This window comes from Clostridium sp. Marseille-Q2269 (assembly GCF_943736985.1).
In the GTDB taxonomy this organism is placed as follows: Bacteria; Bacillota; Clostridia; order Clostridiales; family Clostridiaceae; genus Clostridium_F.
In genome coordinates, this window is sequence record NZ_CALSFS010000018.1 from 12972 (window position 1) to 35260 (window position 22289).

The window sequence follows — 22289 nt, forward strand, 5'->3', positions numbered from 1 at the left end:
TTAAAAGTGGATTTTAGAATTATAAAATCACCTTCAGAGTGCACTAAAGATATTCTTAAAAGGCGCATGGGAACAAATTGTAAAACTGATTTAAATAGTGTTGATGCCATAGGACTTATTCAAGGTAAACTTATAGATATGATTTATGCTGCAGATATTGCAGAAAAGGCTGTGGGAGTTACTGTGGAAGATATTAGAGGTACATGTCCTCAACACATGGTTTTACTAGGGATTTTTGGAGACACATCATCAGTTGAAGCCGCATTAAATGAGATTAAACTGAAAATGAAAGAGGGTAAAACAATATGATAGCAGCAAGACTTATTGATAATGTATGGGCCACTAGAAAAGCAGAATCACTTAGCGGACTTAAATTCATGCTTGCTGAGGAAATTGGTGGAGTAGATGAAGGACGCAGATTTATTGTTGTTGATATTATAAGTGCAGGAATTGGCGATAGAGTTATTGTTAGTACTGGATCATCTGCTCGCAGAATGTTAGGGGACGATAATATTCCTGTAGATGCAGTTGTTATTGGAATAATTGATGAAGATTGCAATTTTGGTTAAAACACAATCTTTCTTAAAATAATCATAATATTTTAGGATTTTTATAGATACCAAATATTATTTGAAAGGATGTGAAGATATGAAAAAATTAATCTGTGCAAAAGATGTTGAAGCATTGATATTAAATGGAGAAAAAACATTTCATGTAGATGGCAGTGAAATAATTACACCATCAGCAAAAGATATAGCAAAAAACAATGGAATAATATTTACTACAGAAGCTATAGCAGTTCCAGTAGCTAAAGTAGAACCTTTAAAGGTTGAAAAAACTCCAAGCATAGATGGTATTGATAGTGAAATGATGCTTAATTTCTTCAAATCAATGATGGACAAAGGTCTTTTAGAAGAAATGCTTAGTTGTTTAAAGCAAAAGAATCTTCCATTTGAAGCGGAGTGTGCTCCTAATGGACTTAAAGTTGTTAGAGGAAATTCAGTAAAAATGGAAGTATTTGATACTGGTAATCCAGATGCAAAAGTATATTTTCAGGAACTAATAAATAAGGACGAATCAAAAATGAGCGCTGGATTTTTAATAATCGAAAACTCAAAATTTGATTGGGAATTAACTTACGAAGAGATTGATTATGTTATTGAAGGAACATTAACAATTGAAATTGATGGAAAAACATATACAGCTCATGCTGGAGATGTACTATTTGTACCATCAGGTTCTAAGGTGGTTTGGGGTTCACCAGATAAAGCTAGGGTATTTTATACAACATATCCAGCAAATTGGGCGGATCTTTTATAGAAGATTAGGAGGATTAGTCTATGCAAGCGCTTGGTTTAATAGAAACAAAAGGATTACTTGCAGCTGTTGAAGCAGCTGATACAATGGTGAAATCTGCAGATGTAAGTATTATTGAAAAAACTTATGTAGGTGGAGGGCTTGTTACAATTTCAGTTACAGGTGATGTAGGCGCAGTAAAAGCATCTATAGAAGCTGGAGTAGCAGCTGTTAAAAAGCTTGATGAAGAATTTTTAGTTTCAGAGCATGTAATTCCACGTCCTCACGAGGAACTTAACAGCATAATTGGACCTAATACTCTACCAGAACATTTAGAAGTTTCATCATCTAATGAAGATTTAGAGGAAACTGAAGAAATAGTAGAAGAAGCAAAACAAATAGTAGTAGAAGAACCTAAAGAAATATTAGAGGAAGCTGAAAGAAAGATTGAAAATAATATAGCAAAAGCTGAAGAAAATATTAAAGATAATGAAGATGATTTGGATATGGATTTAGATAAACTACATAAGTTAAATCTAGATAATCTGCACAAAGATGATGTAGACAATTTAGTAAGTAAAAATGGTATAGAGAAAACCCTTTTGATATTAGCTAAGTTAAAAGTTGTTAAGCTTAGAAATTTAGCTCGTGAATATAAAGATTTTGTAATTACAGGTAGAACAATTTCAAAAGCAGGAAAGAATGTATTGATTACTAAATTTAAGTTATATTACGAGAAGAATTAGTTATTTTAAGGTCTATGAAAGGAAGTAAGGGATAATGGAAAACTTTGATAAGGATTTGCGTTCAATACAACAAGCAAGAGATCTTGCTAGACTTGGAAAAGTAGCAGCCGATAAAATTGCTGACTACACTGAAGAGCAAATTGATAAAATTTTACGTAATATGGTTAGAGTTGCAGAAGAACATGCTGCTTGTTTAGCACAAATGGCAGTTGAAGAAACAGGTTTTGGTATAGCTGAAGATAAAACTTTCAAAAACCATTTAGCAGCTACAGTATTATATGATTCAATAAAAGATATGAAAACTATAGGTATAATTAAAGAAGATACAGAAAAGAAACTTATAGAACTTGCTGAACCAGTTGGTCTAGTTATGGGTATAGTACCTTCAACAAATCCAACCTCTACTGCAATATTTAAATCTATGATTTCAATTAAATCTCGTAATGCTATAGTTTTTGCACCACATCCAGCTGCTGCAAAATGTACAATTAAAGCAGTTGAATTAATGAGAGATGCAGCTATTGAAGCTGGTGCACCAGAAAATATTATAAGCTCTGTAACTATACCAACAATTGGAGCTACAAATGAATTAATGAAGAGCAAAGAGGTTGCTATAATCATAGCTACAGGTGGTCCAGGAATGGTTAAAGCTGCTTATAGCTCAGGAAAACCAGCTATTGGTGTTGGTGCAGGAAACTCTCCAGCATATATTGAAAGAACTGCAAATGTTTCTAAAGCCGTTAGAAATATTATTGCAAGTAAAACATTTGATAATGGTACAATTTGCGCTTCAGAACAATCAATAATTTGTGAAGAATGCAACCATGATTTAGTTGTTGAAGAGTTGAAAAAACAAGGTGGATATTTTATGACAACAGAAGAAACTGATAAAGTTTGCAAGTTGTTATTCAAAAATGGACACGCTATGAATGCTAAATTTGTTGGAAGAAATCCACAAGTTATTGCAAGTGCTGCAGGATTCACAGTTCCAGCAGGAACAAAAGTACTTATAGGAAAGCAAAATGGAGTAGGAGAAGGCAATCCATTGTCATATGAAAAACTTACAACAGTTCTTGCATTCTATACAGTAAAAAATTGGAATGAAGCATGTGAATTAAGTATTGCATTACTTCAAAATGGAATTGGTCACACAATGAGTCTTCATACCGAAGATAGAGAGATGGTTCTTAAGTTTGCTAGAAAACCAGCTTCTCGTATCCTTGTTAACACTGGTGGAACTCAAGGTGGAACAGGTGCAAGCACAGGTCTTAATCCTTCATTTACTCTAGGTTGTGGTACATGGGGTGGAAGTTCAGTATCTGAAAATGTTACTCCAGAACACCTAATTAACATCAAAAGAGTTGCTTATGGTATAAAAGACTGCGCAACATTAGCATCTAATGATCCAACTTTCAATTGTATAAAAACTGCTGAAAATTGTCATGGAGGAGCTCAAAATCAATTTATGAATATGAGCCCAGCTCAAATTGCTGCAGCAGCAGAAGTTTTAAATAAAGCTACTGCTAGTGATTGTTCTAGCAATACTAATAGTTCAACTGAATGCTCTAGTGAAAGCACAAAAAATGAAGAACTTTTAGATTTAGTTAACCAAATAGTTGCCGCTATGAAGGGGGCAAACTAATGGATAATTGCGAAGAAGTATTAAAGCTTTTATTAGAAGCTGTTAAAAGCAGTGATTCAAAAAAAACATGTGATAAAAATTCATCTGAGGTTCCAGTAGGAATTTCTAATAGACATATACATCTTTCACAACAGGATTTAGAAATCCTTTTTGGTAAAGATTATAAGTTAACTAAGATTAAAGACTTATCTCAACCTGGACAATATGCTTGCAAAGAAGTTGTAACAATTTGTGGAGCAAAAGGTGCAATTGAAAAAGTTAGAATCTTAGGACCTGTAAGAAGCAAGACTCAAGTAGAAGTATTAATAGGAGACTGCATAAAACTTGGAGCAGTACCACATGTAAAATTATCTGGTGATTTGAGTCAAACATCTTCAATTACAGTTGTTGGACCAAAAGGTTCACTTCAACTAGAAGAAGGTTTAATAGTTGCACAAAGACATATTCACATGACACCTGAAGATGCTAAAAATTTAGGAGTACATGATGGAGAAATAGTATCAATAAAATTTGATAATTTAAGAGGTGGAGTATATAATAATGTAGCTATTAGAGCTAATGATGCTTCATGCCTTGAATGTCATCTTGATATTGAAGAAGCTAACGCAATGGGTATTAACTCAAAATCAAAAATAACAATAGTAAAATAAAAATTAATAAAAAATAAATGTTTATAAATAAAAATTTAAATATAAATAAAAATATTTAGGAGGATTTTAAAATGAAATATGATGCATTAGGAATGATAGAAACTAAAGGATTAGTAGGATCAATAGAGGCAGCAGATGCTATGGTTAAGGCTGCAAATGTATATTTAATAGGTAAAGAATATGTTGGAGGCGGACTTGTAACTGTTATGGTTAGAGGTGATGTTGGAGCTGTTAAAGCTGCTACAGATGCTGGAGCTGCTGCTGCACAACGTGTTGGAGAATTAGTATCAGTACATGTTATCCCACGTCCACATTCTGAAGTTGAAGTAATACTTCCATCTTCTAAAGAAGCTGCAAAATAATATTTAAAATAAGAAAACGTCGCTAAAGATAATTTAGCGGCGTTTTTATTTAAATCAAATGAGCAGTATGCTAAATTTGAGATCTTAGATCAAAATAATAATGTTACTTATACAAGGTTATTCTATGGTAATATAATTATGTATAAAATAAAAATAGAATAATAGATTAAAATATATCACATATAAGGAGTATTATTATTTAATTAAGGCTAAAATAATATACAGAAAATAAATATAGAAAGGATGTTTTGTTTGAAAGGAAAATGTTATTTTTGTAATAAAGAATTTAGTAAATCAGGTGTTTTAAGACATATAAAAAGTTGTTCAGATATGAGAGAATATATGGGGGAAAATATAAAATCTTCTAAAGTTAAAAAGGATAAATTTATATTGAATATAGCTTCTAAATATAATCCAAGTATATACTGGTTATATATAGCTATAAATAAAACTGCTACATTAAAGGATTTAGATAAATTTTTAAGAGATGTATGGGTAGAATGTTGTGGACATTTAAGTAGTTTTAAAATAAATAATAATACATATGAAAGTGAAATAGATTCTATTTTTGGATCAGAAGCAAAAGACATGAATGTAAAGCTTAAAGATGTGGTTACAGTAAATGATAAAATAAATTATGAATATGATTTTGGTTCCACTACTTATTTAACTATAAAAGTTGAGGGGGAGCTGTCTAGTTTAAAAACAGAAAAACAAATAGAAATAATGGCTAGAAACAACGAACCTGAAATAAAATGTTGTAACTGTGATAATAAGGCATCATATTATGACGGTGAATATGATGAATTCTTATGTGAAGAATGTTACAATAAGAGTAATAGAGAAGATAGTGAAATGATTGATAAGATAGATTACTGGAATTCTCCTAGAGATGGTGTATGTGGATATTATGGGGAAAAATCAGATGAAACCCCATATGTTCCTTTGATAAATAAAAGGATATAATTAAAATTAGTTACATTTTAAAGATGAATTTTAAAGAGATGTACATGAATATAAATGATTTTCAAAGGCATATAAATAACATAATTTTAGATAGAGGATATTTTTACTATATTGATGGAAATATAATGGACATATATAATCATGGAGATAATGAATACGTTTTTGAAGTTCAAGGAAGTGAAGACTATCAGGTTACAGTAAAGATAGATGAAAAGGGAGAAATACTATATTCTAGCTGTGATTGCCCTTATGATTTTGGACCTATATATAAGCATGAAGTTGCAGCTTATTTCAAATTATTTGAGATTTTAAATAGTAAGGATAATGAAAAAAGTGTAATAAAAGAAGTAGTAATTCTACCGGATATAAGAGAAGTGTTAAGTGATCTTTCCAAAGAAAACCTTATTATTTTGTAGAGGAGATGGAAATTCTATTAGAAAAGGCTACTGACACAGATAACATAATATTAGCCATAGATATTGCATTATTACTTCTTAATGAGGCTATTGAAGCATTTCAATATGCAGATGATTCTAACGGTGATATAGGTGGATTAGTAACTAAATGGAAAGAAATAAGATATACAGCTTATAAAGAACTTTCAATGAAGGAAGAACAGCAAAAATTAGCAAAGGAACTTTTGTTGCATGGAAATTTTCTGTATTATAGAGAATTAAAAAAATTAACCACAGAAGGTAAAGAAGTATTTTATAACAAATTAAAACAAGAACTAAAAAACTTTAGGGAATGGCAGCAAAGAAATATTTACCTTAAGGTTATAGAAGAGGAAAATGACTTAGATGAGATAATGGAGTTTGTAAGAAAAAATCCAGAAACCATAGAAAAGAATGCTTTTTTGGATTAACAGTAGCAAAAAATCCAAAATATAAACACTACTGCACACCTGTATATAAATAAACATAGTTAAAGATACTATTAAATAATAAATAAAATTGTATAATGCATTATTAAATTAAAAGATGATTTCTATATTAAGTAGGAATTATCTTTTTTAGTATTATTGATTTCTAAATTAGTATATTAAAATGAAAGAATTTCAGGGTATAATAACTTTCATATTTAATTCTAATATGAGTGATTCACTAAAAGGTGAAGATGTGGTAGAATTATACGTGGACAAAAATGCCGGAAAAGTTTGTTCAGACACATGTGGAAACTGTAGTGAAACTAAGCAAGTAATATCAAGGATGCACATAATTTAAAAGTATAAAAATCATGTATTTGCTATTGATTTTTTATAGGTGATGGCAAACTATTTTATTATACATAATAGATTCAAATTTATTAACAATATCAAGTTTTAGGTTGTTAGTAATATCAATGATTTGGGGCCCTTGGGTGTATGTACACATATTCCAGGGCTTTCCTGTGTGGAAACATATAAATAGAGCAAAATGTTCTGGGCAATATATCCCAAAAGGTAACATGTGGAGTGAGTTCGTCTTTAGAAAAAGAATATGTAAAAAAATACAACAAGAAGATTAAGATTGTAATTAGAGGAGGATACATTATGAAAATTTCGAAGAAAGATGCGTTGATATGGTTTGAATTTTTTGCCATGTTGCCAGAAGAAGAAGAAGTTATGCCAAAACAACAAGAAATCATTTATGCTACCTTTGCACAAATTGAGGCAGCAATTGATCATAGAAATGATATGTTGATGTCAGAAATTAAAAATTTAAAAACCTTAGAAAATAGAACTCTTTTTGTAGGAAATGAAAGGAAATTCCCAAAAGGATGTCGTTCTTGTCTGTTGGGAACTGGTTTGAGTGCAATTAGAAAAACGAATAAATGTAATGCAGAGTGTAAGTTTTGTTATAATTATGGAGAATTAGATGATATGTTTCCTATTGGCGAAGGTATGTGGGAAATCGGAGGTACAAAATTTTATGAAAAGGATATTGACTTACTTCTTTCTATCCATAAGAAACCTACTGGGGTTTCCTACGTTTATTTAGAGCCATTTATGGAAATTGAAAAATATTATTCAGTTATAAAGAAATTTAGTGATGCTAAGTTTATCAACATCTATATACAAATGGTACTTTAGCTAGGTCAGAGACATTGAAAGCATTAGGTGAATCTGGTCTTGATGAGATACGTTTCAATTTGGGGGCATCTAATTGTTCAGACAAAGTTATTGAAAATATTAAAATAGCAAAAATATATTAAAAATGTAGGTATTGAAACTCCAATGACTCCAGAGTTTTTTGAAGCCTTTTTTAAGAAAAAGCAAGCAATCTTAGGGACAAACCTTGATTTTATAAATTGTGCAGAACTGCATTTAAATGAAAATAACATAGATAATTATTATGGGGAAAATATGTATATTTCCAGACATGGCTACATATCTCCAATTTGGAGCAGAGAATTAACTTTAAAATTCATGAAAATAGCTGATGAAGAAAATTGGGATCTAGTAGTTCATGATTGCTCAAACCATACAAAATTTGCTAGGGATTTGAATTTGAGTAGTAAAGAAGGTAAGTGGTTTGGAGCAAGTAATTATGGCTGTGAATTTCCTAGGATTCCATATGAATCATTTTTACCAATACTACGTGATGACAATTTTAAATTTTTAAGTGAAGAAGAATTGCCTGAAGGCTATAAGGCGGGAAATTTGATTTTTTAGATAAATAAAGGTTATTAATAACCAGTCTTTTTATTTGGTGTTAAAAGTAAAATTATAGTATTGTGCTTAATTTAATATTTAGGTATAAGAAATTTTATGTGTTAGTTATTAATTTAGCTTGATTGAAAATAATAGGAGCTGTGGCACTAAGAATAAATTCTACAATATATTGTGTTAAATTTAAACTGTAAAACAATACATTGTGATTAAATTCTTTAATGCCACAGCCCTTTGAATAAAATCCATAAAAGTTTATAAAAAAGTAAGGTTTATGGTTGTTATTCTATATATCAGTCGTTTTTATTTAACCATTTATTAAGCACTTCTATATACTTTTCATTTTCTTCTACAAATGGCATATGGCGGCTAAATTCGAATAATTCCCATTCTGAATTAGGGATTTTATCATACATTGTTTTTGCAACAAGCGGTGAGCAAAGATCAAGTAAACCACTTATAATTAAACAAGGTTCTTTAATATCTTCAATTTCTTTCATAAAATCAAAGTTTTTTAATGTACCAGATGGGCTAAATTCATTTTGACCCCATGCAGTTACATAAGCTTCTGTTCCAGCCACTTTTGAACGTCTTAAGCATTCAGGAGAATCCTTAGTAACTTCTCCTGCGCAGTGACGAAGCATGAATTCTGCTTCTGCTTTTTTATATTCTTCTGAAGAATAATCTCCAGTTTCTTCTGCCTTTGCAATAGCATCTTGCATTTCTTTAGGAAGATATGAAACTCTTCTACGTTGTTCCTTTTCCCATAATGTAGCAGATGGTAAGGTACTTGATAAAATATAGCTTTTTATTCCTTCAGGTTTGTACTTACAAGCATATTCAATTGCTTGCATTCCTCCCCAAGATTGACCTAATAGGTGAATTTCATTTAAGTTTAAATGTTTACGTAATTGAATTAATTCTTCAATCCATGTATCTGCATTCCATAAATCAGGACGAGAAGGTGTTTGAGATAGTCCACATCCTAATTGATCATACATAATAACTGCACGTCCATCTTCTGCAATTTTGTCAAGCACTTCAAAGTAGTTATGTGTAGATCCTGGTCCACCATGTAATAACACTAATGGTTTTTTATTTCCTGTACATTCACCAACTATACGATAATAAGTTTTATATTCTAGATATGGCATATAACCTTCAGTAATTTTCATAATCAATCTCCTTATCTTTGTTTTATAAATAGATTAATTGGTTATGACTTTCATGGAAATTCATAACCAATTTTATTATTATTTAGATTCAGAAACAACAATTATGTCCTTTGTATATTTGTTTAATACTTCGCAACCATCTTCAGTTGTAATAACAAGATCTTCTATACGAATACCTATTCCTTCTTCAGGAAGATATATTCCAGGTTCAACAGAGAAACATTGTCCTGGTTTGATTATATCTTCATTTACAGAAGAAACATCACCAAATTCATGATCTTCTAGACCACAAGAATGTCCAGTTCTATGTGTGAAATATTTTCCATATCCTTTTTCTTCAATATAGTTTCTTGCAGCTAAATCTACATCACACATTCTGTTTCCAGGTTTTGCAGCAGCAATACCTCTTAAATTTGCCTCTAAAACTATGTTATATATTTCTTTTTGTCTTTCAGAAACCTCACCGATAAATACAGTTCTTGTCATATCAGATGCATAGTTTTTATAGAATCCACCTATATCAAGTACAACGCAATCTCCATGTTTCCCTTTTGAATCATCAGTTACATGGTGTGGATCTGCTGCCCCTTTAGCATATGCAGTGATTGGATCAAAAGATACTTCATTAATACCATGTTTTTTATAGATTTCTCGAACTTTAGTATTTAATTCTTTTTCAGTTAAACCTTTTGCTACCCATGGAATCAATTCATCCATTACAAGATCATTTAATCTTGAAGATTCTTTTAAAATAGCTATTTCTTCTTCATCTTTAACCATTCTTACATAATCAACAATCAAGGAACCGTTTACAAATTTGCTTCCTGCCCCAAGTTCTTGTAGTCTTAATAAGAATTTAGATGGCCATACTTTATCAATACCTATAACTTTATTTTTTTCTACAAATTTGGATAAAATTTCAACTCCATCTTCAATATCGTTATACCATACGATTTCTACACCAAGATCTTCTTCTTGAGGGAACAATTCATTAATAATGATTTTGTGATTTCCATTAACGTTTAAGTATAATGCTAACAATCTTTCTCCTGGAAGAATCCATTTTCCTGTTAAATAAAAAATGGCTGTTGGATCAGAGATAATCATTTGTGGAATATCATGTTCTTTCATTGATTCTAGTACTCTGTTTAATTTGTTTATGTCCATAGCTAATCCCTCCTATAATAGTCATTAAACACTAATATCATAATATGCTTGTCCTAAAATGTCAATGTACATATTGGCATTCAAAAGAATTTTTTTGACTTTTAAAAATTTTCAATTTTATTTAAAAATAATAGAGATTTTTGTATTATTATATGATATAATGATGAAAAATGATATTTTTTTAATATAAGTGTAATAAAATAATAATAAATATCATAATAAGATGATGCTTTAAGCTAGAAAATATAGGGCTTAACAGCATAAATTTACTTAAATTATAAATATCGATATAATGAAAAAATATATAGTAATACTAAAAAACTATATATATATTTTATATTTAATATAATTTAAGATTTTATTAACTTAAAATTTTCTTTGCTTACAAAATAAGCAGAAAACAATACCATATGGTATTTAAAATCATTTTCTTTCATCTTAAAAAGAACATGGAAGATGATTTTTCAAATACACACGTAATACTAATTTCTTTTATAGGGGGAATAAAAAATGGAAAACACAACTAGAAGGCCATTTGGGTTCTATATATGCTCATTTGCTTTCACCTTAGAAAGATTTGCATTTTACTCAGCAAAATGGTTAATAGCAGTATTTGTAGTTGCTAAAATAGCAGATGGGGGTCTTGGACTTACAGCTGCAGATGCAGCAAAAATGTCTGCAAATTTAGTTGCATTTACTTATCTTGCACCATTGATTGGCTCAACTATATCTGACCGATTTGTAGGTGCTAGATATCTTATTCCTATTGGAATGATTTTAATGGGAGCAGGTTATTTAGTAGGATGGCAGGCTTCAAGTGCCGGTATGGTTAACTTAATGATCGTATTGGTTTCTATAGGTACAGGCTTATTTAAACCTCAGACAAATGCTATTACAGGTAGACTTTTTGATGACCCAAGCCAATTAGATAGTGCATTTTCTACTCAATACTCCTTTGTTAATATTGGATCTTTTGTAGGTACAACAATTATAGGAGCACTTGTAGGAATAAAAGGTTATGCTTTTTGTTTCCTAGTTTGTGGAATCATGATGTTTATTGATGCAGCTTGGTTTGTCTTTGGATGGAGATTCCTAGGGGAAACAGGTAAAAGACCATTTAAAATTGACGAACACAAAGAAGTAAAAGGTACAAAAGAAATTAAAGCAACTAAAGAGGAAAAGAAACCTCTTACAACAATAGAAAAGAAAAGAATTGCAGCTATTGTTTTGGTATCTTGCTTTTCTGTAATCTTTTGGGTATTGTGGTACTTAGCATATATGCCAGTATATTTCTACTGGGGTGGAGACAATGCAGCGGCTAACTGGGTTATTGGTGGTTTTACAGTTCCAACAGCTTGGTTTGATTCATTAAATGCATTCTGCTGTATAGCATTAGGACCAGTACTTGGTAAATTATGGACAAAATTAGCTAATAGACCTCAAGGTGATATGAGTATGTTTAAGAAGACTGCTTTAGGTATGATATTATTAGGCTTATCTTATGTTATATTTGCAATGGCAGATGTTACAAGAGGTGGGAATCTTGCATCACTTGTTTGGATCATTGCATTTGGTATTGTATTATCTTTAGGAGAAATGGTATTCTCACCACTTGGAAATTCATTTATAGCTAAATTTGCTCCAGCTAGATTATTGACAGCTATGATGAGTGTTTGGATACTTGCAGTTTTCTTTGCAGGAAAATCCTATGGATGGGTATATGAATTCACATTAAAATTCAAATTCGCCACTGTATACTTTGTAATTGCAGCTATTGCTATTGGAGCAGGAATTATTCTTTGGTTATTAGACAAAAATTTGAGCAGTTTAGTTGTAAAAGAGGAAGATACATTAGAAGATGCTGTTTAAAATTAATAGTAAATTATTATATCTATTTAAGTTTATAATGAATTAATAATGTAATATAAGAAAGAAGTCATTGTTTTCAATGGCTTCTTTTTGTGCTTTAAAAACTCTAGACTATAAGGTGTTTTAATATAGCCTAAGCATGATGGTATATATATTAAAAAATAGAAAATAAGAATAATTTAAATATTGATTTTGCATTTATGTGAAATTATTGAAAATTTTCTTTTATTAGCAGAAAATTTGTGTTATTATATGTTATAGATGGATTATATAATATATTTTTTAGAAATATGGTAAAAATGGAGTGGAATTGGGGTTATGCTTTAATAATTAGTAACATTATTAAATGAATATTTTAATAATAACTACTGCCATTACAATGCCTATTTCTAATGAATATTACCATAAGGTATTTAAGGCCCTGTGAATTGTACATGAAAGATAAGATGTCACATGGTTTTTCAAATACAAATGCAATATTAATTTTTATAAAGGGGGAATAAAAATGGAACAAAAAAAGAAAATGCCATTTGGGTTTTATATATGCTCAATTGCTTTCTCATTTGAAAGATTTGCATTTTACTCAGCAAAATGGCTAATCACAGTATTTGTAGCTACAAAAATAGCTGCTGGAGGACTTGGACTTACAGCCGCAGATGCTGCAAAAATGTCTGCAAATTTAGTTGCATTTACTTATCTTGCACCAATAGCTGGTTCATATATATCTGACCGTAAAGTAGGTGCTAGATACCTTATTCCAATTGGAATGGTTTTAATGGGATTAGGTTATTTAGTAGGCTGGAAGGCTAATAGTGCTGGAATGATCAATGTAATGATTACATTGGTTTCCATTGGTACAGGACTATTTAAATCACAAAACAGTGCTATTACAGGTAGACTTTTTGATAATCAAAAAGATTTAGATAATGCATTTTCTATTCAGTATTCTTTTGTTAATATTGGTTCTTTCATAGGAACAACAATTCTAGGGGTGCTTGCAGGAAGCATGGGATACTCTTTCTGTTTTTTAATCTGTGCAATAATGATGTTCCTTGATGCTGCTTGGTTTATCTTTGGATGGAGATTCTTAGGAGAAGCTGGTAAAAAGCCATTTAAGGTTGATGAACATAAAGAAGTAAAAGCAGAAAAACAACAAGAAGAAAAGAAGCCTATTACAGGAATAGAAAAGAAAAGAGTTGCAGCTATTGTTTTAATATCTTTATTTTCTATAGTATTTTGGATATTCTGGTTCTTAGCATACATGCCTGTATATTTTTATTGGGGTGGAGACAATGCAGCTGCCAATTGGATGATAGGTAGCTTTAAGGTTCCTACAGCTTGGTTTGACTCTTTAAATGCTATATGCTGTATAACATTAGGACCAATCCTTGGTAAAGTTTGGACAAGATTAGATAAGAGACCTCAAGGAGATATGAGCATGTTTAAGAAAACTGCTTTAGGTATGTTACTTCTTGGCTTATCTTATATAATATTTGCAATGGCAGATGTTACAAGAGGAGGACAACTTATATCACTTGGATGGCTTGTTGTATTTGGTGTAGTATTATCTCTTGGAGAAATGGTGTTCTCACCACTAGGAAATTCGTTTGTAAGTAAATTTTCTCCTGCTAAATTGTTAACAATTATGATGAGCGTTTGGGTATTTTCAAGTTTTGTTGCAGCAAAAGCTTACGGATGGATATATGAATTTACATTAAAATTTAAATTTGCACCTGTGTACTTCACAATTGCAGCCATTGCCATTGTATGTGGTATAATTCTTTGGTCATTAGATGGAAAATTAAACAGCTTAGTTATAGAAGAAAAAACTGTTTCAGATGATGGTGTAAGTTTAAATTAAAATTTTACTGAATGTATAGATATTTTTATACAAAAGTATTTATAGTATAGGGGAATTATCTGTTGTAAAATCATTAATAATAAATTGTTATTCTAAAATAAATTCATAAAAATATTAATAATTAGATATTAAAAAAAGAAGCCATTATTTATAAGGGCTTCTTTTTTTATACTAAAATGACCACTTTGTAATATGTTATACCAATGGTAAAAATATTTTTATAAAAAAATATTACTATAAGGTCTAAATTTATATATAGGAAATTTCCCAATATGGTAGTATATTAGTATTATATGAACTTTAATAAAAATCTACTATAATAATGAAGCCTTTAGTAGAATATTTAAGGCAAGAGTATTTTAAATAAAAAGTTATTTAAAGTGATTATTAAAATTTATTACATATATTATTAAAAATAGAATGAGATAAATTATGAATAAGACAATAGGAATATTAGCCCATGTAGATGCAGGTAAAACTACGTTTCCAGAACAAGTATTATATCACACAAAAAGCATAAGAAAAAGAAGAAGAGTAGATCATAAGGATTCCTTTTTAGATAATCATGAAATTGAAAAACAAAGAGGAATAACAGTATTCTCACAGCAAGGAATATTTAATTATAAAGATTGTACATAATGGGTATTATACAATTAGAAGTTTTAAAAAAACTGGTAGAAGAAAGATTTGGTATAGCAATAGATTTTGGGCCCTGTGAGATATTGTATAAGGAAACTATTTTAGAAGAATCTATAGGATACGGTCATTTTGAACCTTTACGTCATTATTGTGAAGTTCATCTTAAATTGGAACCAGGTAAGAGAAATAGTGGTATTATCTTTGAAACCTGTTGCCATACAGATGATTTAACTATAGGAAATCAAAATCTAGTAAAAACTCATATTTTTGAAAGAGACCATCATGAAATATTAACAGGGTCTCCCATAACAGATCTAAAAATAACTCTTTTAACTGGAAGAACTCATAATAAACATACCAGTGGAGGGGATTTTAGAGAAGCTACCTTTAGAGCTTTAAGACAGGCATTAGAAAAAACTAAAAATATTTTATTAGAACCTTATTATTCTTTTAAAATAGAAGTGTCATTAGATTGTATGGGAAGAGTTTTATCAGATATACAAAAGTTAAATGGGATGAAGCAGAACAATATATGCATTGTGTAAAATAAGTATCAAATAATAAAAGCTTAATTAAATAAAAAACAAAAGTCAGTAAAATAAATATAATTAAGATTTACTGGCTTTTTTATTTTGCAAACCAATAATTCAACTAATTTTAATAATATAATCTATAAATTAGTGGATAAAATCTGTAGTGTATAGAAAACACATATTGAAAAATACATACATATACTAATTCTAGAACAAAAATGAAAAAAGGAGTTATAGTATGTGGAATAGTGCATATCTAATGGGTATAATAAAAATGTTTTTACCACCTATGGCAGAAATTATCATATTAGATAAATCATATAAAACACCAGCAGTAGGAATGGTAGATCTAGACGGAGACGGTATATTAGAATTAGTAGGTGCCTATAATTGGCAAGGAGAAAATTATATTATTGTACTAAAATATTATTTTGGAACTTGGCGTGTAGCAGATATGTATCCAGATTATTTTAAAAAAGTAGCAGATTATTATAAGATACTTTTAAAACAAATGGATTCACCAGTATATTGGTATTACTTAGCAGATGCTAATCTAAAGGCAGGTAACAATAAAGAAGCATTGGAAGCTATTAATAAAGCACTATCATTTAAAGATCCATATCCATCTAGAGAAGAATTAATGAAGCTAAAATCACAAATATGCCAGTATAACCCAATTTCTAATCAAAATGGAATAGACTTCTCATCTTTAAAATATATTTGTTCGGAAAAAGAAAGAGATGTAAAACTTGAAAGGGCATTAATAAAAGAATTTGGTTTAGAACAATATGAAGACAATATAAGATATTACTATAATAAAATAGATCTTAATGGAGATGGAACTAAAGAAGTATTTGCATATCTTGTAGGACCGATAGTATGTGGTACTGGAGGTTGCAGTGCTGCCATATTTAAGGATGAAAATGGAGAATATAAGTTATTAACAAAATTTACTCTTGTAAATAATCCTATTATCATAAGCAATAATAAAACAAACGGATATAAAGATATTATAATGAATGTTTATGGTGGTGGTGTAGAAAGCTTTTTTGCATTGCTTAAATATAATGGTACAAAATATCCAAGCAATCCATCCACTCAACCTAAAGTGCAACCAGGTACAAAGGTAGAAGGAGTAGCTATTATTTCTGATGATATAACACAAAATACTGGAATACCATTAAAGCCTTCTAAGTAAATTATCACTTATTTAATATAATTATTTTTAAGTATTTTTTTATAAAACAATATGCTTTATATGAACTATATTTGAAATTGTTAACAAAAATTAAAAAACAATTAAATAATTAAGAGTACGGGTTAAAATCTTCAAAAGGTAAACTACATCTTGTAACATAACAGAATCTTTTTTGTATATATGTTACAAGTGATAGATTACCTTTTCTTGTATATAAAAAATGTGGTTTTATTAAATCATAAATATAGTTTAGAATTATATAATTTAATAGTATATGTATAAGAATTTAATAATAGGAAGGAATAATTAATTTTATGTAGAATTCTGTAAAATATATTGATAATATAGATATATAGGTTAATTGTGGAATTAAAGACAAAAGAAAAAATTATTTTTGTAGCATATAAAATAGGTTATTTTAAATATATATAAATCATAAGCATGAAAAGATGGGAGAAAGAATTACTAAAGAAGTGATTCAAAAAAACATATGAATAATATTGTAAATAATTCAATCGGTGATTTATTAACTAAACAAATAGAATATATACCACAAAGTAATAAAGTAGATTCAAGAACTTTTTCTAGATTAATGGATGATGATAAAATGTCAGCCAGTTATAAAATGTACTGGCTTCTAGGAATATTAGATGAAGTAACATTAGGAAATACAGAAATAGAATTTCATAAAATAGTAGCAAGAATGATAGTAGGAGCTTGGTATCCTATAATTCAATATAGATTGAATTTTGGAGCTTCTGATAATTTAAAAAAGCCTATAAATTATGTTGCATTAAAATATGGATTTGACTCTAATTGTGATGAAAAAAAGTTATTAGACTTTTTGTGTGAAACAAAAGATAAAGAATTAAAAAAAATCATGAAAGATTTAACTCATATGGTTCCTTATAGATTAATATCACCATTTTTTACGGAAGAAACTAAGGGTAAGAATAAACAAGAAAAGAACAAAATAATTCAAGAACTATCTTTAGAAAATAATAATTGTTTTTATAAAATAATAAAAGAAGATAAAAATAAAATTTTAGTAAGTGAACTTTGGGCTGAATATCTTATACAAAATTATAAAATAATAAAATCTTGGATATATTATAAACTTGTATGTTTTCTGCAAAAAAGAAACCCAAATGTGCCAGCTATAGCATTTAAGCTTGATCCGCCAAAAAGCAGGAAATTAGCTATTCCAACAAATATTTGGAAAGAAGTTATTAGTTCAAAAAAAGTTAAAGATATTTATACAGGAAAAGATTTTATAGAAGAAAACTATGCAATTCATGGAGGTCTTAGTATAGATCATTTTATTCCTTGGAGTTTTGTACTCCATGATGAAATGTGGAATCTTGTACCAACATTTAAAAATATAAATAGTTGTAAAAGTGATAAGTTACTTAATTATAATAGATATATTGATAATTTTTGTGATGCTCAATATAAGGTAGTCACATATATTTCAGAAAAGGGAAGAAATAAAGATTTAGAAAGCTATATAGATGTGTTAAAAATAGAGAGTTTTCAAGAATATTTAAAGTACAAGCCTAAAGAGGATTTTTATAAAAAATTAAAGCAATGCATTGCACCACTTTATCAAATAGCAGAGAATCAAGGATTTGAGGTGCTAGATAGGTTATATTAGATACTAGTTTAAGAAATCATTTTTTACAGAGCTTATAAGCTAGGAGTAAAATCTTTTTTATTTAAATATTATTATTGAAAATTAAATAAGATATGGGGGAGTTATATTTAATGAAAGAAATGAATGTTAAAGATAAAAAAATAATAATTAGAAAAGCAAATAGGAAAGATGCTAAAAAATTAATAAATTATCTTAATATTATAGGAGGAGAATCAGATTTTTTAACCTTTGCAGCAGGAGAGTTTAGAAGAAGTGTTTATGAGGAAGAACAGTTCATAGACAATGTATTAGAACGGAAAAATGCATTATTTATTGATTAAAGTCATAGAATTATAGATCATCCATAGATTTGAACCTATGTAATGTTATGAATTCCATATAGATAACAACAACATGAGTGAGAATTGGACATAATTAAGTTATGGAGTTTAATATAATATTAAAAAAAATTAGGTTTAATCTATCCTAGAATTGTGTATAATATAACTATAGAGGAGGTGTTTTTATGCAAGTAAATATTAATAATTTAGTATCTATATCAGAGGCTAATCAAAATTTTTCTAGAGTTGCAAGAATGGTAGATGAAAATGGTGCGGCAATTATATTGAAGAATAATGCACCAAGATATGTTTTAATAGATTACAGTAAATTAGAGCAAGATACTATTGCAGATGATGCTACAGTAGAAGAAGCTGCAAATAATATTTTAAGTAAACATCTAAAAGCATTTGAGGAGTTGGCTAAATGAAACACCTAAGTAAGGAACAAATGATGTATTTGCATTCTATGGCGGTTAAAAAGACAGGTGGATTAGATGGAATAAGAGATGAGGGATTATTAGATTCAGCTTTAAATTCTCCATTTCAGTCATTTGCAGGTGAAGAACTATATCCATCTATTCAAGCTAAAGCAGCAAGATTAGGATTTAGTATTATTAAGAAACATCCTTTCTTAGATGGAAACAAAAGAATAGGAATGCTGGCAATGATGGTGTTTTTAGAAATTAATGGAATTAAATTAGTAGGAAAAATTATATATGTTTCTTAATACAGGGTTAGGAAACAGGAGATATTTTTACTAAGGTATAAAATCCCTCGCCCTACCATACATAAACTATAATATTGATACAATAGAAAGTCACTTATTTCAGCTACTTTTTGTGTTTTTTCAATTAAAATGCAGTGTAAGAATAGAACTTTATGACATCCAATTGAAATATATGCACGCATCTATAGATTTTTCATTAGGTGGGGGTGTGCACTTTTAGCGATAACAACATTAAAAAAAGTTTTGATAGTACTAATAGATACAATTATAATAATAGTAATCACTATAAAAGAAGAAGGTGTTGAAAAATGTGTTATCTAGTAGCTAAGAAATTTGATAAAGAGGGTAGTTTGGTATTAGAATTAGAACAAGGCCAAAGTTTGGAATCATTATCCAAATACTTAACATTAACAACACTTGAAAAAGGTGTACAAATAGTAACCCTTAATGATTTGGAAAGCTTTAAAGAGTATTTTCCATATACAGTAATTAATGATGAAGTAGAGTATATTTCTAAGGTAGTAAAAATGTAGGTTGGTATTCTAATAAACGGAGAGATTTGTTTTGTAAGAGGAATATGTTCCCGCATACAGGGCATGTGGAGACTGTGGTGAAGATAGTACGCAGATAGGCTAATATCAAAGGCTTTGAAGGATTTTAACTAAATATTGAAGTGTGTTTTATGTTCCCTCAGACTACGGTTTGAGGGAATTTTTGGGCTAGGGGGTTGTACAAATACGCAGAATAGAGGATTTTGCGTTAAGATATTTAATTTGCGTATTTGTTTGGCTACAGCAAAATGGATTATGCTTCTTGTGGTAGTAGATGGTTATGATATAATTAAGGAGATTAAAAAAGTTTTATAGATGGAAGGGATAATATGTCAGATATTAAGCTGTTTAAAATACATAATGGAGTAGAAGAACTACCAGCTACATGGGCATCGCTAGAACGAGAATTACAGACATTGGTTGAAAAAAATATGCCTATATTTTTTGGAGTTACTTTTCTTAAAAGTGAATATGTAACATCTAATGGTGGTCGTATGGATAGTTTAGGCATTGATGAAAATAATTGTCCTGTAATTTTTGAATATAAAAGAGCTAGCAATGAAAATGTAATAAATCAGGGATTATTTTATTTAGATTGGCTGTTAGACCATAAAGCAGATTTTGAACTTCTAGTTATGAAAACATTAGGAAAAGAATACTCTGATAAATTAGATTGGAGCATGCCACGTCTTATTTGCATAGCAGGAGATTTTACGAAATATGATGAATATGCTGTAAAGCAAATTAATAGAAATATAGATCTTATCAGATATAAAAAATTTGGAGAAGAATTGTTAATGTTTGATTTAATTAACTCAAATGTAGCCACACCAATTAATAATGTAAATGAAGAAAAAGTATCAAAACAAAGTACGGATAAGACATTTGATGATCAACTAGAAACTACAAGTGAAAAACTAAGAGAATTGTATGCTTCCATTAGGAATTATATGTTAGCACTTGGTGATGATGTAACGGAGAATAAGCTTAAATTGTATAGTGCATTTAAAAAGATAAAGAATATTGTATGTGTAGAAGTTAGGATGAAAAGCATAATGCTATATTTAAGATTGAATCCCCAAGAGATTACTCTTGAAAATGGTTTCACAAGGGATGTAAGTGAAATTGGTCATTGGGGAACTGGTGATTTAGAAGTTACAATAAAGGATACTCAGGATTTTGAAAAAGCTAAGGAATATATTGATAGGGCTTATGAGATGAATTAATAATACAAGATGTGGGATAATTGAATTAGCTGTAGGAATTTCTTTAAATGCAATGTTGAGAAACATTAATTTTGCATAATTTTATAGAAATTTCAAATAATTAGAATTATAATATAATTGCATTGATTTTAGTTGGTGCAATTATTTTTATTGAAAGTTATAATTTTTTGAGAAATTTATTAGGGCGTGTCTGAAAACAATATATCAAGAGCTTATTTAGATAAAACAAAAATGGCAGAAATATAAACAAATGCAAGAAAAGAAGAAGAAAGCTTATCATATCTAGTAGCAATTCTTCTAAAATGCTTCACTTTATTAAAAAAGCATTCAACTAGATGACGCTCCTTATATATCCACCAATCACAAGGCCAAGGATTCTTTGAATTAGATTTTGGTGGAATAGTATATGAGGCTCCCTGTGACGTTATATATTCTCTAATTTCATTTGTACCATATGCTTTATCAGCTAAAATATTACTACTTTGTATATCAATGTTTGAAAGGATATCTATGGCTTGTGTACTGTCATGTAAATTACCAGATGACAATTGGAAGTATACCGGATTGCCAAGGGTATCCACAACTGCATGAATTTTTGTCGTATGTCCTCCGTGGCTTAATCCAATATGTTGTTTCGTTTCGTTGTTTACAGCCCCTTTTTAGCACCTGCACTATGTTGGTGGGCTTTAATGCATGTTGAATCGATACTTAAATTTTCATAATCTGCTTCTGAGGTTAGCTCTTTAAAAATTACTACTAAAGTACCGTCATCACGCCACTTACAAAAACGACTATATACTGTTTTCCATGACCCAAAGCGTTCAGGTAAATCACGCCATGCAGCACCGCTTCTTGCAATCCATAGTATGGCATTGAACATAATTCTATTATCTTTGGGTGGTCTTCCTGTTTTTGCAACGGGAAATAAGTTTTTTATTTGATTCCATTGTTCATCTGATATTTCGTAGCGTTTTTGTGTCATTGTTTTAACCTCATAGTTTTTTATATTATTATAGCTAAAATTTAAGTCTTTTGCACTAGTTAGTTTTCAGACACA

General features: G+C 29.5%; 24 protein-coding genes and 2 pseudogenes. 23 read left to right on the forward strand and 3 right to left on the reverse strand.

Features of this window, described 5'->3' with window-relative positions; all coding sequences use genetic code 11:
• Positions 1 to 6: 6 nt before the first annotated feature.
• The 12 genes and pseudogenes from NGI68_RS15510 to NGI68_RS15560 all read left to right on the forward strand — a co-directional run bounded on the left by NGI68_RS15510 (position 7) and on the right by NGI68_RS15560 (position 8315).
• Positions 7 to 309 carry a BMC domain-containing protein gene (locus tag NGI68_RS15510; protein WP_251862352.1) on the forward strand — a complete coding sequence of 101 codons (303 nt, stop codon included), beginning with the start codon at positions 7 to 9 and terminating at the stop codon, positions 307 to 309.
• Positions 306 to 569 carry a EutN/CcmL family microcompartment protein gene (locus NGI68_RS15515; protein WP_003358221.1) on the forward strand — a complete coding sequence of 88 codons (264 nt, stop codon included), beginning with the start codon at positions 306 to 308 and terminating at the stop codon, positions 567 to 569. Before NGI68_RS15510 ends, NGI68_RS15515 begins: the two co-directional genes overlap by 4 nt.
• Before the next feature lie 79 nt (positions 570 to 648).
• Complete coding sequence (locus tag NGI68_RS15520) at positions 649 to 1320, forward strand: EutQ-related cupin domain-containing protein (RefSeq protein ID WP_251862353.1); 672 nt, start codon at positions 649 to 651, stop codon at positions 1318 to 1320.
• Positions 1321 to 1340: 20 nt separating this feature from the next.
• Positions 1341 to 2042, forward strand: a complete 702-nt coding sequence (locus tag NGI68_RS15525; RefSeq protein WP_251862354.1) for a BMC domain-containing protein — start codon at positions 1341 to 1343, stop codon at positions 2040 to 2042.
• 34 nt (positions 2043 to 2076) lie between these two features.
• Positions 2077 to 3684, forward strand: a complete 1608-nt coding sequence (locus tag NGI68_RS15530; protein ID WP_251862355.1) for an acetaldehyde dehydrogenase (acetylating) — start codon at positions 2077 to 2079, stop codon at positions 3682 to 3684.
• The gene (locus NGI68_RS15535) at positions 3684 to 4334 is read left to right on the forward strand and encodes a phosphate propanoyltransferase (protein WP_251862356.1); all 651 of its coding nucleotides are present in this window, start codon (positions 3684 to 3686) and stop codon (positions 4332 to 4334) included. The genes NGI68_RS15530 and NGI68_RS15535 overlap by 1 nt, the downstream gene beginning before the upstream one ends.
• A 71-nt stretch (positions 4335 to 4405) precedes the next feature.
• Positions 4406 to 4696, forward strand: a complete 291-nt coding sequence (gene eutM / locus NGI68_RS15540) for an ethanolamine utilization microcompartment protein EutM (RefSeq protein ID WP_035134878.1) — start codon at positions 4406 to 4408, stop codon at positions 4694 to 4696.
• Positions 4697 to 4948: 252 nt separating this feature from the next.
• Positions 4949 to 5662 (forward strand): IS1096 element passenger TnpR family protein, encoded by a 714-nt coding sequence (locus NGI68_RS15545; protein ID WP_251862357.1) that lies wholly within the window; start codon positions 4949 to 4951, stop codon positions 5660 to 5662.
• Between the two features lie 23 nt (positions 5663 to 5685).
• Positions 5686 to 6078, forward strand: a complete 393-nt coding sequence (locus NGI68_RS15550) for an SWIM zinc finger family protein (RefSeq protein WP_251862358.1) — start codon at positions 5686 to 5688, stop codon at positions 6076 to 6078.
• Positions 6079 to 6083: 5 nt separating this feature from the next.
• Positions 6084 to 6527: a hypothetical protein gene (locus NGI68_RS15555; RefSeq protein ID WP_251862359.1), complete on the forward strand. Its 444-nt coding sequence runs from the start codon at positions 6084 to 6086 to the stop codon at positions 6525 to 6527.
• Positions 6528 to 6753: 226 nt separating this feature from the next.
• Positions 6754 to 6885: a hypothetical protein gene (locus NGI68_RS16990; RefSeq protein ID WP_286010126.1), complete on the forward strand. Its 132-nt coding sequence runs from the start codon at positions 6754 to 6756 to the stop codon at positions 6883 to 6885.
• 308 nt (positions 6886 to 7193) lie between these two features.
• Positions 7194 to 8315, forward strand: a pseudogene (locus NGI68_RS15560) (radical SAM protein).
• Positions 8316 to 8605: 290 nt separating this feature from the next.
• On the opposite strand, the gene pepI reads toward NGI68_RS15560, so the two are convergent.
• Both pepI and NGI68_RS15570 read right to left on the reverse strand, forming a co-directional pair.
• On the reverse strand, positions 8606 to 9487 hold the full coding sequence (gene pepI, locus NGI68_RS15565) for a proline iminopeptidase (protein ID WP_251862360.1): 882 nt from the start codon (positions 9485 to 9487) through the stop codon (positions 8606 to 8608).
• A 78-nt stretch (positions 9488 to 9565) separates the two neighbouring features.
• Positions 9566 to 10654 (reverse strand): M24 family metallopeptidase, encoded by a 1089-nt coding sequence (locus tag NGI68_RS15570; RefSeq protein WP_251862361.1) that lies wholly within the window; start codon positions 10652 to 10654, stop codon positions 9566 to 9568.
• Positions 10655 to 11164: 510 nt separating this feature from the next.
• Between NGI68_RS15570 and NGI68_RS15575 the strand changes: the two genes are divergently transcribed.
• The 11 genes and pseudogenes from NGI68_RS15575 (at position 11165) to NGI68_RS15625 (ending at position 21232) form a co-directional block, all read left to right on the forward strand.
• Positions 11165 to 12523: a peptide MFS transporter gene (locus NGI68_RS15575; protein ID WP_251862362.1), complete on the forward strand. Its 1359-nt coding sequence runs from the start codon at positions 11165 to 11167 to the stop codon at positions 12521 to 12523.
• Between the two features lie 505 nt (positions 12524 to 13028).
• Complete coding sequence (locus tag NGI68_RS15580) at positions 13029 to 14384, forward strand: peptide MFS transporter (RefSeq protein WP_251862363.1); 1356 nt, start codon at positions 13029 to 13031, stop codon at positions 14382 to 14384.
• Between the two features lie 432 nt (positions 14385 to 14816).
• Complete coding sequence (locus tag NGI68_RS17160) at positions 14817 to 15023, forward strand: GTP-binding protein (RefSeq protein WP_353505413.1); 207 nt, start codon at positions 14817 to 14819, stop codon at positions 15021 to 15023.
• A pseudogene (locus tag NGI68_RS15590) lies at positions 15011 to 15538 on the forward strand (elongation factor G); the annotation flags it as partial. The gene NGI68_RS17160 and the pseudogene NGI68_RS15590, both read left to right, overlap by 13 nt.
• Before the next feature lie 256 nt (positions 15539 to 15794).
• Complete coding sequence (locus NGI68_RS15595; RefSeq protein WP_251862364.1) at positions 15795 to 16754, forward strand: tetratricopeptide repeat protein; 960 nt, start codon at positions 15795 to 15797, stop codon at positions 16752 to 16754.
• Between the two features lie 490 nt (positions 16755 to 17244).
• Positions 17245 to 18408 carry an HNH endonuclease domain-containing protein gene (locus NGI68_RS15600; RefSeq protein ID WP_251862365.1) on the forward strand — a complete coding sequence of 388 codons (1164 nt, stop codon included), beginning with the start codon at positions 17245 to 17247 and terminating at the stop codon, positions 18406 to 18408.
• Between the two features lie 110 nt (positions 18409 to 18518).
• A complete protein-coding gene (locus tag NGI68_RS15605) occupies positions 18519 to 18728 on the forward strand; it encodes a hypothetical protein (protein ID WP_251862366.1) in 210 nt (69 codons plus the stop codon).
• A gap of 185 nt (positions 18729 to 18913) precedes the next feature.
• Positions 18914 to 19156: a type II toxin-antitoxin system Phd/YefM family antitoxin gene (locus tag NGI68_RS15610; protein WP_251862367.1), complete on the forward strand. Its 243-nt coding sequence runs from the start codon at positions 18914 to 18916 to the stop codon at positions 19154 to 19156.
• Entirely contained in the window at positions 19153 to 19455 is a 303-nt protein-coding gene (locus NGI68_RS15615) for a type II toxin-antitoxin system death-on-curing family toxin (RefSeq protein WP_251862368.1), read from the forward strand. The genes NGI68_RS15610 and NGI68_RS15615 overlap by 4 nt, the downstream gene beginning before the upstream one ends.
• Before the next feature lie 308 nt (positions 19456 to 19763).
• Positions 19764 to 19988: a DUF6718 family protein gene (locus tag NGI68_RS15620; RefSeq protein WP_251862369.1), complete on the forward strand. Its 225-nt coding sequence runs from the start codon at positions 19764 to 19766 to the stop codon at positions 19986 to 19988.
• Positions 19989 to 20335: 347 nt separating this feature from the next.
• The gene (locus tag NGI68_RS15625) at positions 20336 to 21232 is read left to right on the forward strand and encodes a DUF5655 domain-containing protein (RefSeq protein ID WP_251862370.1); all 897 of its coding nucleotides are present in this window, start codon (positions 20336 to 20338) and stop codon (positions 21230 to 21232) included.
• A gap of 212 nt (positions 21233 to 21444) precedes the next feature.
• Here NGI68_RS15625 and NGI68_RS15630 read toward each other — a convergent pair.
• Positions 21445 to 22214 (reverse strand): IS5 family transposase gene (locus NGI68_RS15630; RefSeq protein WP_251862371.1). Its coding sequence is split into 2 segments (ribosomal slippage): positions 21445 to 21887 and positions 21887 to 22214, totalling 771 coding nucleotides; the frame shifts between segments, so codons are not numbered across the junction.
• Between the last annotated feature and the right edge of the window lie 75 nt (positions 22215 to 22289).

What these genes read in the sequence shown, in the direction of transcription:
- NGI68_RS15615 (WP_251862368.1), top strand. Translation starts at nt 19,153, where the DNA reads ATGAAACACCTAAGTAAGGAACAAATGATGTATTTGCATTCTATGGCG.
- NGI68_RS15570 (WP_251862361.1), bottom strand. Translation starts at nt 10,654, where the DNA reads ATGGACATAAACAAATTAAACAGAGTACTAGAATCAATGAAAGAACAT.
- NGI68_RS15515 (WP_003358221.1), top strand. Translation starts at nt 306, where the DNA reads ATGATAGCAGCAAGACTTATTGATAATGTATGGGCCACTAGAAAAGCA.
- NGI68_RS15595 (WP_251862364.1), top strand. Translation starts at nt 15,795, where the DNA reads ATGTGGAATAGTGCATATCTAATGGGTATAATAAAAATGTTTTTACCA.
- NGI68_RS15600 (WP_251862365.1), top strand. Translation starts at nt 17,245, where the DNA reads ATGAATAATATTGTAAATAATTCAATCGGTGATTTATTAACTAAACAA.
- NGI68_RS15555 (WP_251862359.1), top strand. Translation starts at nt 6,084, where the DNA reads ATGGAAATTCTATTAGAAAAGGCTACTGACACAGATAACATAATATTA.
- NGI68_RS15530 (WP_251862355.1), top strand. Translation starts at nt 2,077, where the DNA reads ATGGAAAACTTTGATAAGGATTTGCGTTCAATACAACAAGCAAGAGAT.
- NGI68_RS15520 (WP_251862353.1), top strand. Translation starts at nt 649, where the DNA reads ATGAAAAAATTAATCTGTGCAAAAGATGTTGAAGCATTGATATTAAAT.
- NGI68_RS15620 (WP_251862369.1), top strand. Translation starts at nt 19,764, where the DNA reads ATGTGTTATCTAGTAGCTAAGAAATTTGATAAAGAGGGTAGTTTGGTA.
- eutM (WP_035134878.1), top strand. Translation starts at nt 4,406, where the DNA reads ATGAAATATGATGCATTAGGAATGATAGAAACTAAAGGATTAGTAGGA.
- NGI68_RS15575 (WP_251862362.1), top strand. Translation starts at nt 11,165, where the DNA reads ATGGAAAACACAACTAGAAGGCCATTTGGGTTCTATATATGCTCATTT.
- NGI68_RS15625 (WP_251862370.1), top strand. Translation starts at nt 20,336, where the DNA reads ATGTCAGATATTAAGCTGTTTAAAATACATAATGGAGTAGAAGAACTA.
- NGI68_RS15550 (WP_251862358.1), top strand. Translation starts at nt 5,686, where the DNA reads ATGAATTTTAAAGAGATGTACATGAATATAAATGATTTTCAAAGGCAT.
- NGI68_RS15525 (WP_251862354.1), top strand. Translation starts at nt 1,341, where the DNA reads ATGCAAGCGCTTGGTTTAATAGAAACAAAAGGATTACTTGCAGCTGTT.
- NGI68_RS15605 (WP_251862366.1), top strand. Translation starts at nt 18,519, where the DNA reads ATGAAAGAAATGAATGTTAAAGATAAAAAAATAATAATTAGAAAAGCA.
- NGI68_RS16990 (WP_286010126.1), top strand. Translation starts at nt 6,754, where the DNA reads ATGAGTGATTCACTAAAAGGTGAAGATGTGGTAGAATTATACGTGGAC.
- NGI68_RS15535 (WP_251862356.1), top strand. Translation starts at nt 3,684, where the DNA reads ATGGATAATTGCGAAGAAGTATTAAAGCTTTTATTAGAAGCTGTTAAA.
- NGI68_RS17160 (WP_353505413.1), top strand. Translation starts at nt 14,817, where the DNA reads ATGAATAAGACAATAGGAATATTAGCCCATGTAGATGCAGGTAAAACT.
- NGI68_RS15580 (WP_251862363.1), top strand. Translation starts at nt 13,029, where the DNA reads ATGGAACAAAAAAAGAAAATGCCATTTGGGTTTTATATATGCTCAATT.
- NGI68_RS15610 (WP_251862367.1), top strand. Translation starts at nt 18,914, where the DNA reads ATGCAAGTAAATATTAATAATTTAGTATCTATATCAGAGGCTAATCAA.
- pepI (WP_251862360.1), bottom strand. Translation starts at nt 9,487, where the DNA reads ATGAAAATTACTGAAGGTTATATGCCATATCTAGAATATAAAACTTAT.